Here is a 13,734-nt window from a genome sequence, read left to right on the forward strand (position 1 = left end):
CTTTACAGGACCCACAAACAGAATATCGCTATCGCCGTAGGAACTAGGGCCGCAATTAAAAGGTTTAATGGCTTAATTCCACCTGGGAATTTATGACTGAGGATCGAATACCCGGCCGCATTCGGAGCGTTGGCAATAATTGTAAGACCGCCGCCCGCAATAGCGCCCGCCACGAGCGCGTATTTACTTGAATCACTCAAGCCCTCGACTTGCGATCCCAAATAAGTTAAAGCCGCATTGTCTGTGATTGCGGTCAAACCTACGGCGCCTTTGAACAACACTAAGTCACTCATGCCTCCCAAAAGCGGAGCTAGCCACCACTTTTGAAAAGCCCCGAATTGAATGATTCCGCCAAGGAAAAGAGAAACCAAAAGACTTTCTTTCAATCGAAGAGCATCTTGATAGCGTTGTGTGACGCTCGCTACTCCTAAGAATAAAAGGAAAATGCCCAGAAATGCATTTTGATAGTGTCCTGTGATAACAATTCCCGCTAGAAAAAGAAGATGCACCAATGTGACGCTGGCTGGAATCGGAGCTTGCGCTCCCGAAAGACGCGTTTCAACTTCGCGCAAGGTGATACAGTTTTGAGCGAATTCTTTTCTAAAAATCGTCACAAGCAGAATGCCATTGATTGTTACGGCAATCGCGCTTTTCCAACCAAAGTGAGTCAACACGAATGCGAAGTCCCAATTCCATTTACTCGCAACCATTAAAATGGGTGGCGCCGCAAATGGGGTCAACGCTCCACCAATAGAAACATTCACAAAAAGAACCGCGATCAAAGCATAGATCAGTTTACTGGATTCTTTTTGCAACATGGAGTTAAGCATGAAAGCTGTCACTGTCATAGCTGCGGGCTCGGTGATAAAACTGCCACTGAGTGACCCAACAACTAGGACGATAAAAAGATCTGTGTGAACTGCTGGAGTTCTAAATACTCTTTGCACAACGGTGCTTAGAAATAAGATTCCATGTCGAGCCGCTGCCAAGATGGGTCTTGTCGAACAGACCACCATAATCGCAAAAATAAAGAAAGGTTCTACAAAATTCAAAGAAGTCTGATACTTGATCGCCTCGCCCCACCCTTCAAGAGAAATGTAAACAGCCATGAAGAGACTCGCCCAAATAGCAAAAACGGCTTCGATTTCACCTAAAAGATGCAAAATACTATTCCAAGCAGAATGCTTGGGAAAGTGGTGAGACCACTGAAGTATTTTCCCCACCATGAAAGTGTGAATGACGGCTAAAGCAAAGAATATCGTTCCAAGAAGTTCAATCGTTGTGTACTGCATGAGTACAATGCTAAACAAGAATGTCCCAAGCTCCAAACAGAACCGGTTTTAAACCTATCGATTTTGCATTGAGCTACTTATTTTTTGACGCAGGCCCCGCTCTGACAGACGTGATCGCCAGCACAGTTGATTTCTTTTTCAAGAGGCTGACCGTTTTGACACGAAAACTCTAAGACTTTTTGAGCGTCTAAGCAGCGGTCATGTTCTTTGATCATCTGCGTATAACAAGAATCACCTAAGCAATTTTCATCCCCCAAAGAGTAAACCACTTTTCCCGCCGTCGAAGGTTGAACACCGCCGTCTGAATCCTTACAAACACCCGCTTGCACCGCACCTGCCAAACAAAGAAGAGAAATAAGAATTAGGTATTTCATTACTGCACCTCACAGCGGTAGTTTTTCGTCAACGAGGCTTGTGTCGTCCAATCGCGCTCTTTCTTCGGTGGTCCGCACATCACGATCAATTCTAAATCCACTTGTTTTGATTCTTGGCTCTTCAAACGAATTGTTGAAGAGTACGAGCATGGGGACTGGCAGTATTTTTGTTCCATATATTCTCCCAAGCTGTTATCGCTCATCAAAGTCTCTTGCGCAAAAGTCGTCGCCTCTGCGGTGTTTGCGAAAGCTTTTTTAATGCCCTTCCCACTTGGAGCGACACCAAATTTTTTCCCTTCAGCCGCCGACAGTTGAATCGCGGTATACTGCTGCGGGCAGGACTCGTGGGGAACTACCTCCGTCGGCTTCGTAGAAACCTCCACGACGGGAGCACTAATGCGAGAACACCCCCCGGGGCATCCTCCAGACTGCTTCAAGAACTCTTTTTGCAAACCTTCGAGCTGTGAAAACAAGCCCTTCATTTTAGAACTTGCCGACATGATTCCATAGCTGATCGCAGGTAAAGCCTGCTTTTCTGCTTTCACTTTTACGTCGCAATGAGATTTGTTATTTTTGTTGAGCGCATCGCAAAGCTCTTTTAAGTCTTGCGTTGACGAGGTTTTCGTTGAACACGCCTGTTGGGCTTGAGCCACAGACCCCAATAAAAATACCAAAGATAAGAGAATGTGTTTCATGGATGCTTTATCGGCAGAAGGAGCTGCTTTTTAAAGCGATTTTTCCTTGAAAAGCGCGGGTCTCCTCATTGTTTCCACATTGTCAGATTTGAGGGCGAAAGTCTGGCTCTATTGGCACAGAGTCATATTATTTGCGATAAAGCGGCGCTGAGCAGCCAGATCCGTCTCGGAATAACTTAGCTCCGCAGCCGTGCAATGATGGGTTTGCGCTAACTCCTCCACTGCTTCTTTTTCAGAGACAGAAAGTCCCAGCGACCAAATCAATTTAACTTTCAACCATTGAGCCAGGTATTGGCACTGATAACTGCGATTCGGAGGCATGTACCCTTCCGGAGTTTTATCGCTCTTTGACGAATTTTCCGGCCCATACACAGGCAGCAAATGAAATTCATTCCCCATATAATTCGCATAAAGACAGCGTCGTTGCCAATTCCACTTATAGGCCCCGCTGATATACGCATTCTTCAATGGAACAAAGTGATCAATTTGAATATCCGATGCCCGCGTGTAATCACGATTGCTGTACGGATCTGCCCAATGCCCCTCCGTCACGGTGCAACCATTGGAAGCGAAAGAAACTTCCACGGCAGAGTCGCGAATTAAAACTTTTGCGCGCGTGTTGTAGCAAGTGCCGTCGTTATGGTCGCGCAACCAACTGCCAAAATGTTTCGCGCGGTTGTAGCGCTCGTTGTAGTTGGCATATTTGTCTTTGAAAAAGGAAAATCTAAGAAGAGATAAAACAGAATTCGTGAGTGTATTGGTTTCGGAGTTGTTTTCTAGAAATTCTTCGGCGACATCGAGAGGAGTCATTAAGGCTTTTTTCGGCGGAGACTTTGCGGACTCTTGAACCATATAATACTGAGCCCGGGCATTCCCACCGGCCAGCAACAACATCATCAAAAACAATGTCTTCATGGAGTCTCCAATCCCTAGAGATTCGCTGTCTTTTTTATTAGAAAAGCCCTTGCCACGCTTGGCAACGAGTAATTTGTTAGACTTCCGTTAAGGCTGGGCTTACAAAAGTCATTATGTTACGTGCCGGTCGCTTTCGCCATCGTCTTCTTGACGACACATTTCTAAAAACTCAAGGCCCGGTGGCCTATGAGTGCTTGCAGCCGTTTCTTTCTTTGTGGCGGCAAAAACGCCTGAGCGATGTCGAAATCGCCTCGATTTATATTTTTATTTTTGCGTTCTTGCGCCGACCCAAGGATTTCCTGGGAGGTGTTCACAATGAATTCCCGATTCCGTCGTCGAACGACACCGCTTTGCGGAGCGAAACTTTTTTAGGCATTCTTCGCGAATCACTTCCGGCAGAACTTAAACAGGCGAAGTCCTTGCGACGCTTTGAAAGCCCCCGCCCTTTTGTGGATTTCTTCTGTTCTTTGAGCTGGCGGTCGATCCCGCTCGCCGTACCTAAGTCTATCATTCGCTGGAAAGAGCAGATCTACCCGCTGGACCTTTTAATCACGTTGCCCACCCCGGAAGATGTTTTAAACATGCAGGCGCAAGGGCGACGTTGCATCAGCATGCTGGTTGAAAAAGATCAGATCTTGAATTTTGTCGAGGAAGGTCGAGATGTTTTGGGCTTCATCGTGCACGACCTCATTCATGCTGATCACTTTTTTGCGGACCCCGAAAAGGCGTTAGCCCAGATTGAGTTTTGCAGACGTTTGCGTATTGTTGTGACCTTTCCAGATATCCAACAAATGTTAGAAGAAGACGATTCTTTCCGACGAGAATTTCATTATTTAATGTCGGATATGAACTCGGTGCCTTTGCATTTGTTAAAAACTTTCAAGGCCATTTTGCTAGGCTTTTACAAACGCCAGCTTCATCTTGAGATGACAGCCGAGCTTCCTGCCGCAGCAGAAGCCAAATTTACTCATTTTTTCCAAGGCGTGCTTGCCCCTTGGAAACTCTCTGCGGAGCAACTGATTGCGGCGCAACGACTTAATACGGCTCAGTACAAAGGTCGCGAAGATGGAGAACTGCTGCACCAAGCTTTATCAACAAACTTTCATGACGAAACAGCAAATCTTTGTTAGTATACTTAACTAAGATGTCGCTAAAAAAAGATTGTCCTCCGCAACCCACAACCGAAACCTGCAGAAACTGCGAAAATAAAGCAGATTCTTTGATGTGTGCATCTCCGGATGTACAGCAGATGGTTGAAAAAGCTCGTGTCACCTGCCGCTTCAAAGCGGGGCAAGTGATTTTCTATTCAGGAAACGACTCGTTGGGAATTTTCACCATCCAACATGGCTTAGTGAAGCTGGAGGTCACCTCCCCTACAGGCGCGGCGCACACGCTTCGCTTGGTGGGGCCGGGCGGAACCTTAGGGTATAGATCTTTATTTGCGGGAGAGCCTTATCACGCTTCGGCCGTTGCGGTTGAAGACTGTGAACTCTGCTTTATTCCTAAAGCCGATGTGATGAATATTTTTAAGTCTTATCCCGACTTAGCGATGAAACTTCTTTCGCATATTTCTAAAGATTTGCGTATGGCTGAAGAAAAGTGGATGGGACAAATGGATAAAGATGCTTCCGAGCGTATCGCTGAAGCGCTTTTGTTCCTGCAAGAACACTTCTCACACCAAAATTGGACAAGAAGAGAAATCGCCCAGTGGGCTGGTACGACTCCCGAGACAGTGATTCGTACGTTAGCTTCTTTCGAAAAAGAAGGTTTGATTGATCAATCCGCGGGTCGCGGAATTCGTATTCTTTCCCGCGATAAGTTGCGTGAAAAAGCGGAACTGAACTAGTTCCGCTTCCCTATTTAAATTTTATAAAGCCAGTTGAACGTGTCTTTAACCGTGCCGTTTTGAATGCCTGTCAGTTCTTCGTACAGACTGGCTGCCACAGGTCCCATTTCGCCGTTGTTCACTGTGATCTTCCAATCCTTGGCGGCAAGTTCGCCCACAGGACTGATCACGGCCGCCGTGCCCGTTCCGAAAATTTCTTTTAACTTTCCGTTAGCGGCCCCCTCGCGCACTTCCTGAAGTTTCACGCGACGCTCAACAACGGGTTTGTTTTTAGATTTTAAAAGCGTGATGATGGAATTTCTTGTACCACCACCTAAGATGGTTCCTTCCAAAGAAGGAGTGACGATTTCGTTTTCAAATACAAAGAAGACATTCATCGTGCCTACTTCTTCAATGTACTGACGATTCACATCCAACCACAAAACTTGTGAATAGGAATTTTTCTTTGCCTGCAAAGCGGCCTTTAAACTTCCTGCGTAGTTTGCCGCCGCCTTCGTCGCCCCTAAGCCTCCCGGAGCAGCACGAAGATATTCTTCTTCCACCCAGATCTTTACCGCTTTCGTGCCCTCGCCATAATAAGAAGCCACAGGAGAAAGGATCGTGAAAAACAAATACTCTTCTGCCGGACGAACCCCTAGGAAAGACTCACTGCCGATCAATGTCGGACGAATGTAGAGGGAACAGCCTTTTTCTGAAGGAATCCAATCACGATCGAGCTTAATAAGTTCTTTGATACCTTCGATGAAGATTTCTTTAGGCGGAGCAATCATGCAAAGACGTTCTGCACCTTCGGCCATGCGGGCCCAGTTGAACTCCGGTCGGAACAGAACACAGCTTCCATCTTGATGAGAAAAGGCCTTCATCCCTTCAAACAGTGCCTGACCATAGTGCAAAACGCTCGCACCCGGATCGAGCGGAATGGGCTCATACGGTGTGATTCGTAAATTGTGCCAGCCTTTTTGCGTCGAGTAAGAAGCCAGAAACATGTGATCAGTAAAGTAACGACCAAAGCCCAAAGAATCAGCGGAAGGACGTGTTTTGGGGTTCTTCGTCTTTTGGATAGAGATGGAATTTGCTGTCATGACCCCAATAAATCACGAGCGCGTTTATGGCGCAACCAATTGATGCACTTTTATCCACCTAGCTCCCAAATTGAAACAATTGTCATGATTTAATCACAATTCACCATAGTTCCTCTTCTCTAATTTTTGTCGTTTATGATGGGAATCATGTTTTTATACTGTGATTTTCCGCAAAGTAAGGCCAGAGGAGATGACTGAAATGTCTCTGGCAACACTGATTCAATGCAAATACTGCGCGACACCCACTGAAGTGGGGCCTTATTGCTGTCGAGCGTGCGAGGTCTTAGACACGCAAGTCGGTGCATTTCCATTAGTAAAAAATTCATCCAATCCTTACTCTTATCTTGATCAAAAAGACTTTAAAGACATCTATCGCCATGGTGAGCAGAGCGAATTTGATTATCTGTTTTATGCAGAAGGTTTGCATTGCTCTTCATGTGTTCACTTGCTTGAAAAACTTCCAGAGTTCTATCCCGATGTCGTCAATGCTCGCGTGAACTTTGCTCAATCCACCGTGGCCGTAAAACTGAAAGACCAAGGCTCTTTAGCTCAAGTCGCTTATGTTATTAAGGAGCTTGGCTATTCGCCTTCTCTTCTTTCAGCTCAAGATCATGTGGCCGAAAAATTCAAAGCTGAAAATCGGGCCTTCTTAAAACGCATTGCAGTTGCGGGTTTCTGTGCCGGCAACACAATGCTTTTTGTCATCCCGGTCTATGCGGGACTGGCGGGACGCTGGGCGCAGGTTTTCAACTGGCTGAGTTTTCTATTGTTTCTTCCCATCTTATTTTACAGCGCCATCCCCTTTTATCGCGGTGCCTGGAACACCTTAAAGTACAAAGTTATTAACGTGGACCTTCCCATTGTCATCGCGATGCTATCGGGTTTTATCTTGTCGACTTACAGTCTGATCCGGGGCGAAGGCCACATCTATTACGACAGCACGGCGAGCTTTCTTTTCTTTATTCTATCAGCTCGTTATCTGTTAAAACGCGTTCAACAAAATCATCTTTCGTCTTCGCACTTAAAAACGTTCTTTAAGAACGAACGCTATATCTGTGTGGATAATGAACAGGAACGAAGCGTTCCTTGGGACCATATTCAGAAAGAGCAGATTCTTTTAATTCAAAAAGGACAGAACATTCCTGCGGATTGTGAACTGCTTTCAGACCAAGCAACGGTCGATATGTCTCTTCTTAACGGAGAATCCCTGCCGAAGGTCTTTTCTCGACACATGACTTTGCTTGCGGGAACTCGTCCCTTAGAGCATGAAATTCGTGTCAAAGTTTTGGACTCTTTCGCCAATAGCAAACTGGGTAAACTCTTCGCCCAACTTGAACATGGATCCTCGGTCAAAAGCCCCTTTGTAGCTCTGACAGATCGATTGGCGCAAAAGTTAATCATTTCGGTCTTTGGAATCGCGATTTTATTCTTCGCTCTTTATTACTCGATAAACCCGACAGAAGCTTTTAACCGGGCCTTAGCATTGATCGTGCTTGCATGTCCTTGTGCTTTAGCCTTTGGCTCCCCTCTTGCCTTTGGCTTGGCTTTAAAAAAGGGACAACGTCAGGGGCTTCTTATTAAAGATGCTAAGAGCTTAGAAAAAATTCTGACTGTTAAAAATATCTTCTTCGATAAAACCGGCACATTGACTGAAGGACAATTGCGTCTTTCTTACAGTGAGCCTAGCGTGATTGATTCCGATCTCAAAAAAATCATTCTAAGCCTGGAGGCGGCTTCTTACCATCCAGTCGCGTTCGCCCTTCGAGAAGCTTGGTCCGAGACAAAAATTTTATGCTCTGGCGTGCAGGCCGAAGAAATCTTAGGTCGCGGTGTGCGCGGTTATGTCGATGGTGATTTTTATGAAGTTCGTCACTTGGCTGAAAGTATGCACGAATCTGAAATAGGCATCGAAGTCACTAAAAATGGGAACAGCATTTCGCGCCTTTATTTCAGTGATACTTTAAGAGAGGACGCAAAATCATCCGTCGCTCAATTGAAAAGAGAAGGCAAAGAGTGTTTCTTAGTTTCGGGAGACCGTAAAAACCGCACTCTGAAAGTCGCCGAAATTTGCGGTATCGCGAAAGAGAACGCTTATGGTGAGCTTTTCCCCGAAGATAAAAAACAAATTCTCGATAAGTACTCTCACACTTGCATGATTGGCGATGGCGCCAACGATTCGTTATGCCTTAAAGAAGCCGACGTCGGTATCGCGGTGAAAGGCAGTGTCGATCTAAGCTTGCACAGCGCCGATATTTATTTAACTCGCGGCGGGCTGACTCCGGTTTTAGACCTTTTCAATCTGGCTCAGCAAACTCGTCGAGTTTTGGTGCGCAATTTGAGCATCTCTATCGTCTATAATATCGCCGGTGGGGTTTTAGCTCTTTGTGGTTTTATTAATCCTATGATGGCTGCGATCTTGATGCCGGTCAGTTCGGCAGCACTCATTTTATCTTCGCTCTGGGGGTTCCGATGAACATCATCACGATCATGATTCCCATGGCTCTTTTATTAGGAATTGGTTTCGTCGTCGCTTTTATTTGGGCTACGTCCAAGGGACAGTTTGACGATTTAGAAACTCCGGCACACCGAATTTTGAATGATGACAACGAAAGGAAACAGTTGTGAAAACGAACAGTAGTATTGTCGAAAAAATTTACTACGATGACGACATAGTAAAGAAGTTCGTCCTTGCCACGATGATCTGGGCAGGAGCGGCTTTCTTATTTGGACTTATCGCAGCCTTGCAGTTGGCTTATTGGCCGATGAATGCGAATCTAGAATGGATCACATTCGGACGACTTCGTCCCCTGCACACGAATGCGGCGATCTTTGCCTTTGCGGGTAACGCGATCTTTGCCGGGATTTACCATTCTTCGCAAAGACTTCTGAAAACACGTATGTTCTCGGATGTGCTTTCAAAAATGCATTTCTGGGGCTGGCAGCTGATCATTCTTGCTGCAGCAATCACACTGCCGCTGGGATACACGCAGTCTAAAGAATACGCCGAGCTTGAGTGGCCGATCGACATTGCGATCACAGTGGTCTGGGTTATCTTTGCTGTGAACTTCTTCGGAACAATCCGCCAACGTCGTGAAAAACACATGTATGTGGCGATCTGGTTCTATATCGCAACGATTATCACCGTGGCGGTTTTACACATCGTAAACTCGATTGAAATTCCGGTGGGAATGCTTCAGTCCTACCCGGTGTATGCAGGTATTCAAGATGCCTTGGTGCAATGGTGGTATGGTCATAACGCGGTGGCCTTCTTCCTAACAACACCTTTCCTGGGTTTGATGTATTACTATGTACCGAAAGCCGCAAATCGCCCGGTGTACTCGTACCGCTTGTCGATTGTGCATTTCTGGTCGCTCGTATTTATTTATATCTGGGCCGGTCCTCACCATCTTCTTTACACATCCCTTCCTGAATGGGCGCAAACTCTGGGAATGATTTTCTCTGTGATGCTGTGGGCTCCGTCTTGGGGTGGTATGATCAACGGTCTTTTGACCTTGAAGGGATCTTGGCATCTTCTTCGTACCGAGCCGCTGATTAAATTCTTCGTAGCAGCTTTAACATTCTACGGAATGTCCACTTTTGAAGGTCCCCTTCTTTCTATCAAATCTGTTTCTGCTTTAGGTCACTATACAGATTGGATTGTGGGTCACGTTCATGCGGGGGCTTTGGGTTGGAATGGTTTCTTGTCATTCGGGATGATTTACTATCTGGTTCCTCGCCTTTGGAAGACAGAACTTTACTCTAAAAAACTTTTGGAAAATCACTTCTGGATCAGTTTGACAGGGGTTCTACTTTACTACATCTCGATGGTGGTCGCGGGTATCACTCAAGGTTTGATGTGGCGAGCGGTCACTCCGGAAGGTCAATTGGTGTATCCAGATTTTATCGAGACCGTGGTTCGCATCGTACCTCTTTACTGGGTGCGCGCACTAGGTGGTGCTTTGTTCATCATTGGTTTCTTCATGATGGCTTACAACATCTATAAAACTATTAAAAAAGCTCCGAAAGCTGTTGAGCAAACTTCTTACGAAGTACAAAGAACAGGCTTTGACGAGCAAACTCAAGACACTCACAGAAAATTAGAAGGAATGGGCTTCACTTTCTCCGTTCTTGCTTTCTTGGCTATCATTGTGGGTTCGATTATTGAAATTTATCCGACACTTTCTTTGCACCGCTATGTGAACCCAGCGAATATCGTTGAGCCCCATACGCCGCTGGAGATTGCGGGCCGTGATATCTATATCCGTGAAGGATGTTACGTATGTCACTCTCAACAAATCCGTCCCATTGCATCCGAGGTGCTACGCTACGGAAATGCATCGACTGTTGAAGAGTCCATGTACGACCGTCCCTTCCAATGGGGCTCAAAACGTACAGGTCCAGACTTGGCGCGCTTAGGAAAGAAATATCCAAATCTTTGGCACTATAGCCATATGATCGACCCACGTGCCGTAACTCCAAAGAGCATCATGCCAAGCTATCCTTGGTTGGTTGAAAAGAACACGGACTTCCTGGTTCTTCGCAAAAAACTTTCAGTGATGAGCAAACTGGGAGTCCCTTATGATTCTGAAGTCGTTGCGAACGCGGACATCCACGCGCAAAAACAAGCGCAAGAGATTGCGGCAGATTTAGAATCCAATGGAGCCCCTAAAGGTTTAGCTAAAAAAGAAATCGTGGCTTTGATCGCTTATCTTCAGTCTTTAGGACAGAAAGGGAAAGCTCAATGAAACAAGAAGGATTGAAATTCTTTACAGACACTTATTTGACATCCCTGGGGCTTTTGATTTTCTTCCTGTTCTTTGTCGGCGTGCTTATCTGGGTTTACCGCAAAAACAGCAGCAAAATCTATCACCGCATGGAACAACTACCGTTAACTGACGGAGACTCTTTATGAGCGACAAAGATCAAAAATTTCACGAATATGATGGCATCATTGAACATGACAACCCACTTCCTACTTGGTGGCTGTGGACGTTTTTTTTGACGATCATCTTTGCTTTTATCTACTACATTCATTACGAACTTGCGGGGGGCCCAACCCTGCAAGATGAATTGAAAGTCGCCATGGCCGAGATCGAACAAGGAAAATCTTTAGCGCAAAGCTCAGCTCCGCTCGAGACAGAAGAAAGCCTTGCTGAAGATTTCAAAAAAGACGGACTTATCGATGTGGGTGCCGCGCAATTCACAGCAAAGTGTGCGGCTTGCCACGGCCAACAGTTGGAAGGCATGATTGGTCCGAACCTAACCGATAAGTTCTGGATCCACGGAAAAGGGACTCGTCTGGATATCGTTAAAGTTATTCGCGATGGTATTCCTGAAAAAGGAATGCCACCATGGGGACCTGTGCTTAAAAAAGAAGAACTCTATGCCGTCAGCGCTTACATCCTTTCTAAAAAGGGCTCAAGCCTTAAAGGAAAAGAACCGCAAGGCGAAGCGATAGAGGATTATTTGAAATAGGTAGTTTTATGAACAGACTGGATCCAGGAAAATTAACGAGTGTTGATGAAAATGGCGATCGCCTCTATTTAATCCCCGCAGAAGTGCGTGGATTTTTCAGAAAGCATCGCACCTGGAGCCAGTGTGTTTTATTAGTGATTTTTTTGCTTCTTCCTTGGACCAGTATCAACGGTCATCAGACCATTCTGATTGATATACCAAAAAGAGAGTTTGCGCTTTTTGGAATCCTTTTTCGCTCTCACGACGCTCCCCTTCTTTTCTTTGTCTTAGGAACTTTGACGTTGGGTCTTGCTTTCGTCACTTCCATTTGGGGAAGGGTTTGGTGTGGTTGGGCCTGCCCGCAGACCGTTTTTATTGATGCGGTTTTTCGCCGTATCGAACAGTGGGTCGAAGGATCTTACATTGAAAGACGTCGCCTTCGCGATGCGCCCCTTTCCTGGAATAAGTTTTCTAAAGTTTCTTTAAAGTGGTTTTTATTTTTTGTAGCCTCTTCGCTGATCGCCCATAGTTTTATGGCTTACTTTGTCGGTGCCGTCGATCTTATGCACATGGTGCAAAACAGTCCGTTTCAAAACCCGACATATTTTATCTTAGTCATTTCGTTTACGGCCTTGGTGCTTTTCGACTTTGCGTGGTTCCGCGAACAGTTCTGCGTGATCATGTGTCCTTATGGTCGCATTCAATCCGTTTTATTAGACAGTAAATCCTTAGCCGTGGTCTATGATGAAAAACGCGGCGAACCCCGCAAAGGCAGTGCTACAAAAGATAAAGTTGGTGACTGTGTATCTTGCAATCGCTGCGTGCAGGTCTGCCCTACAGGAATTGATATTCGTAATGGGTTGCAGATGGAGTGCATCGCTTGCACGGCTTGTATCGATGCCTGCGACGAAATCATGGAGAAAGTGAAAAAGCCCAAAGGGCTTATCCGCTACGACACACTGGATGGAAGCAAAATCAATCTCAAAAAACCGCGATCTCTTATTTATATGGCGGCCATCATCGTGCTGGTCGCGGGACTTTCTTATGCCATCGGAACAAGGGAGTCGGCGCATTTTACAATCTTGCGGGGGGCGGGACTTCCGTACTCCTATGTTAAGAACAATGGGCAAGAATTGATTTTGAATCAATTCCGTATTCACATCCAAAATCAAAGCGGAAAAGAAGTGCTTTATAAACTCAGCTTAAGCCAGGATCTTTTGAAAAAAGGAGTTGAATTCAGTGTCGCTGAAAATCCTTTATCCTTAAAACCCGGCGACAGTCGCGAATGGTATTTCTTCGTACGAATTCCTCCCGAACTTTTCAAAGTCAGTGATAAAATTAAGACAACGATTGAAATTCAAGATATCGGACCCGAAAAATCATTGAACAGCACTCGTGAGCTGATACTGGTGGGACCTCGACAATGACTTCAAGCACACTTCTGCTAGCACTGGGAATTCTTTCTGCCAGCTTCTTTGGGAGCTGGCACTGTGCTGCGATGTGTGGACCGATAGCAAGCCTGATGAGCGCGCGACGCTCCCTTCTTATGTACAATCTGGGGCGAGGCTGTGCCTATGTGCTGCTGGGAATCTTGGCCGGTTATTTGGGTCAGCTCTTTTTACAGAATGACTGGCGGATCTTTCGTTACGTAGGAGCAGGTCTTCTTGCAGCCGTATTAATTCTTTATGGACTTTCAATGCTTACACCTGTGGGATTCAAATTTCCCGCGTCGCATTTCATCCTTCCCGTGATTAAAAAAATTCAAGGTCGGTTCTTAAGCCGTTCGGGGTTCGTGATCGGTTTGCTAACGGCTTTCTTACCGTGTGGTTGGCTTTATACTTACGTTTTAGCCGCAGTCTCAACGAAAAGTCCTTGGGCCGGGGCCTTGGTTATGGGGTTATTCTGGTTGGGGGGCCTTCCCACCCTTAGTGCAGTTCCTTCGATGATTCGCACAACCATCGACCACGCAGGATTGCGGCATCAAAAAATTGCCGGAGGAATTCTGGTGATCTCTGGACTGTACTCTATTGCTAGTTTCATGTTTTTACATTGAATCCCGCAGTCCTTTGTTTACAC

The 13,734-nt window shown here is 45.9% G+C and carries 14 protein-coding genes; 9 read left to right on the top strand and 5 right to left on the bottom strand.

Going from position 1 to position 13,734, the window contains the following annotated elements; translation table 11 throughout:
- Window positions 1–2 precede the first annotated feature (2 nt).
- The 4 genes from ACLWBD_RS11405 to ACLWBD_RS11420 form a co-directional block, all read right to left on the bottom strand.
- Entirely contained in the window at window positions 3–1,292 is a 1,290-nt protein-coding gene (locus ACLWBD_RS11405; RefSeq protein ID WP_413568247.1) for a putative Na+/H+ antiporter, read from the bottom strand.
- A gap of 77 nt (window positions 1,293–1,369) precedes the next feature.
- Window positions 1,370–1,666 carry a hypothetical protein gene (locus ACLWBD_RS11410; RefSeq protein WP_413568248.1) on the bottom strand — a complete coding sequence of 99 codons (297 nt, stop codon included), beginning with the start codon at window positions 1,664–1,666 and terminating at the stop codon, window positions 1,370–1,372.
- Window positions 1,666–2,361: a hypothetical protein gene (locus ACLWBD_RS11415; protein ID WP_413568249.1), complete on the bottom strand. Its 696-nt coding sequence runs from the start codon at window positions 2,359–2,361 to the stop codon at window positions 1,666–1,668. The genes ACLWBD_RS11410 and ACLWBD_RS11415 overlap by 1 nt, the downstream gene beginning before the upstream one ends.
- A 108-nt stretch (window positions 2,362–2,469) precedes the next feature.
- On the bottom strand, window positions 2,470–3,276 hold the full coding sequence (locus ACLWBD_RS11420) for an HNH endonuclease family protein (RefSeq protein ID WP_413568250.1): 807 nt from the start codon (window positions 3,274–3,276) through the stop codon (window positions 2,470–2,472).
- A gap of 113 nt (window positions 3,277–3,389) precedes the next feature.
- Here ACLWBD_RS11420 and ACLWBD_RS11425 point away from each other — a divergent pair, with 113 nt between their 5' ends.
- Entirely contained in the window at window positions 3,390–4,406 is a 1,017-nt protein-coding gene (locus ACLWBD_RS11425) for a hypothetical protein (protein WP_413568251.1), read from the top strand.
- 14 nt (window positions 4,407–4,420) lie between these two features.
- Entirely contained in the window at window positions 4,421–5,122 is a 702-nt protein-coding gene (locus ACLWBD_RS11430; RefSeq protein WP_063204524.1) for a Crp/Fnr family transcriptional regulator, read from the top strand.
- Between the two features lie 14 nt (window positions 5,123–5,136).
- Here ACLWBD_RS11430 and ACLWBD_RS11435 read toward each other — a convergent pair whose 3' ends face one another.
- Complete coding sequence (locus ACLWBD_RS11435; RefSeq protein WP_413568252.1) at window positions 5,137–6,204, bottom strand: branched-chain amino acid aminotransferase; 1,068 nt, start codon at window positions 6,202–6,204, stop codon at window positions 5,137–5,139.
- 199 nt (window positions 6,205–6,403) lie between these two features.
- Here ACLWBD_RS11435 and ACLWBD_RS11440 point away from each other — a divergent pair, with 199 nt between their 5' ends.
- The 7 genes from ACLWBD_RS11440 (at window position 6,404) to ACLWBD_RS11470 (ending at window position 13,711) form a co-directional block, all read left to right on the top strand.
- Complete coding sequence (locus ACLWBD_RS11440) at window positions 6,404–8,677, top strand: heavy metal translocating P-type ATPase (protein WP_413568253.1); 2,274 nt, start codon at window positions 6,404–6,406, stop codon at window positions 8,675–8,677.
- The gene (gene ccoS, locus ACLWBD_RS11445) at window positions 8,674–8,829 is read left to right on the top strand and encodes a cbb3-type cytochrome oxidase assembly protein CcoS (RefSeq protein WP_063204526.1); all 156 of its coding nucleotides are present in this window, start codon (window positions 8,674–8,676) and stop codon (window positions 8,827–8,829) included. Before ACLWBD_RS11440 ends, ccoS begins: the two co-directional genes overlap by 4 nt.
- Window positions 8,830–8,900: 71 nt before the next feature.
- Window positions 8,901–10,949, top strand: coding sequence for a cytochrome-c oxidase, cbb3-type subunit I (ccoN, locus tag ACLWBD_RS11450; RefSeq protein WP_413570735.1), 2,049 nt, complete (start codon window positions 8,901–8,903; stop codon window positions 10,947–10,949).
- Window positions 10,946–11,116: a CcoQ/FixQ family Cbb3-type cytochrome c oxidase assembly chaperone gene (locus ACLWBD_RS11455; RefSeq protein ID WP_081112085.1), complete on the top strand. Its 171-nt coding sequence runs from the start codon at window positions 10,946–10,948 to the stop codon at window positions 11,114–11,116. Before ccoN ends, ACLWBD_RS11455 begins: the two co-directional genes overlap by 4 nt.
- Complete coding sequence (locus tag ACLWBD_RS11460; RefSeq protein WP_063204528.1) at window positions 11,113–11,679, top strand: cbb3-type cytochrome c oxidase N-terminal domain-containing protein; 567 nt, start codon at window positions 11,113–11,115, stop codon at window positions 11,677–11,679. The genes ACLWBD_RS11455 and ACLWBD_RS11460 overlap by 4 nt, the downstream gene beginning before the upstream one ends.
- 8 nt (window positions 11,680–11,687) lie before the next feature.
- A complete protein-coding gene (gene ccoG, locus ACLWBD_RS11465) occupies window positions 11,688–13,085 on the top strand; it encodes a cytochrome c oxidase accessory protein CcoG (RefSeq protein WP_413568254.1) in 1,398 nt (465 codons plus the stop codon).
- Complete coding sequence (locus ACLWBD_RS11470) at window positions 13,082–13,711, top strand: sulfite exporter TauE/SafE family protein (protein ID WP_063204530.1); 630 nt, start codon at window positions 13,082–13,084, stop codon at window positions 13,709–13,711. Before ccoG ends, ACLWBD_RS11470 begins: the two co-directional genes overlap by 4 nt.
- The last annotated feature ends 23 nt before the right edge of the window (window positions 13,712–13,734 follow it).

It is taken from the genome of Bdellovibrio sp. HCB117 (assembly GCF_047305915.1).
GTDB classification, from domain to species: Bacteria; Bdellovibrionota; Bdellovibrionia; order Bdellovibrionales; family Bdellovibrionaceae; genus Bdellovibrio; species Bdellovibrio bacteriovorus_B.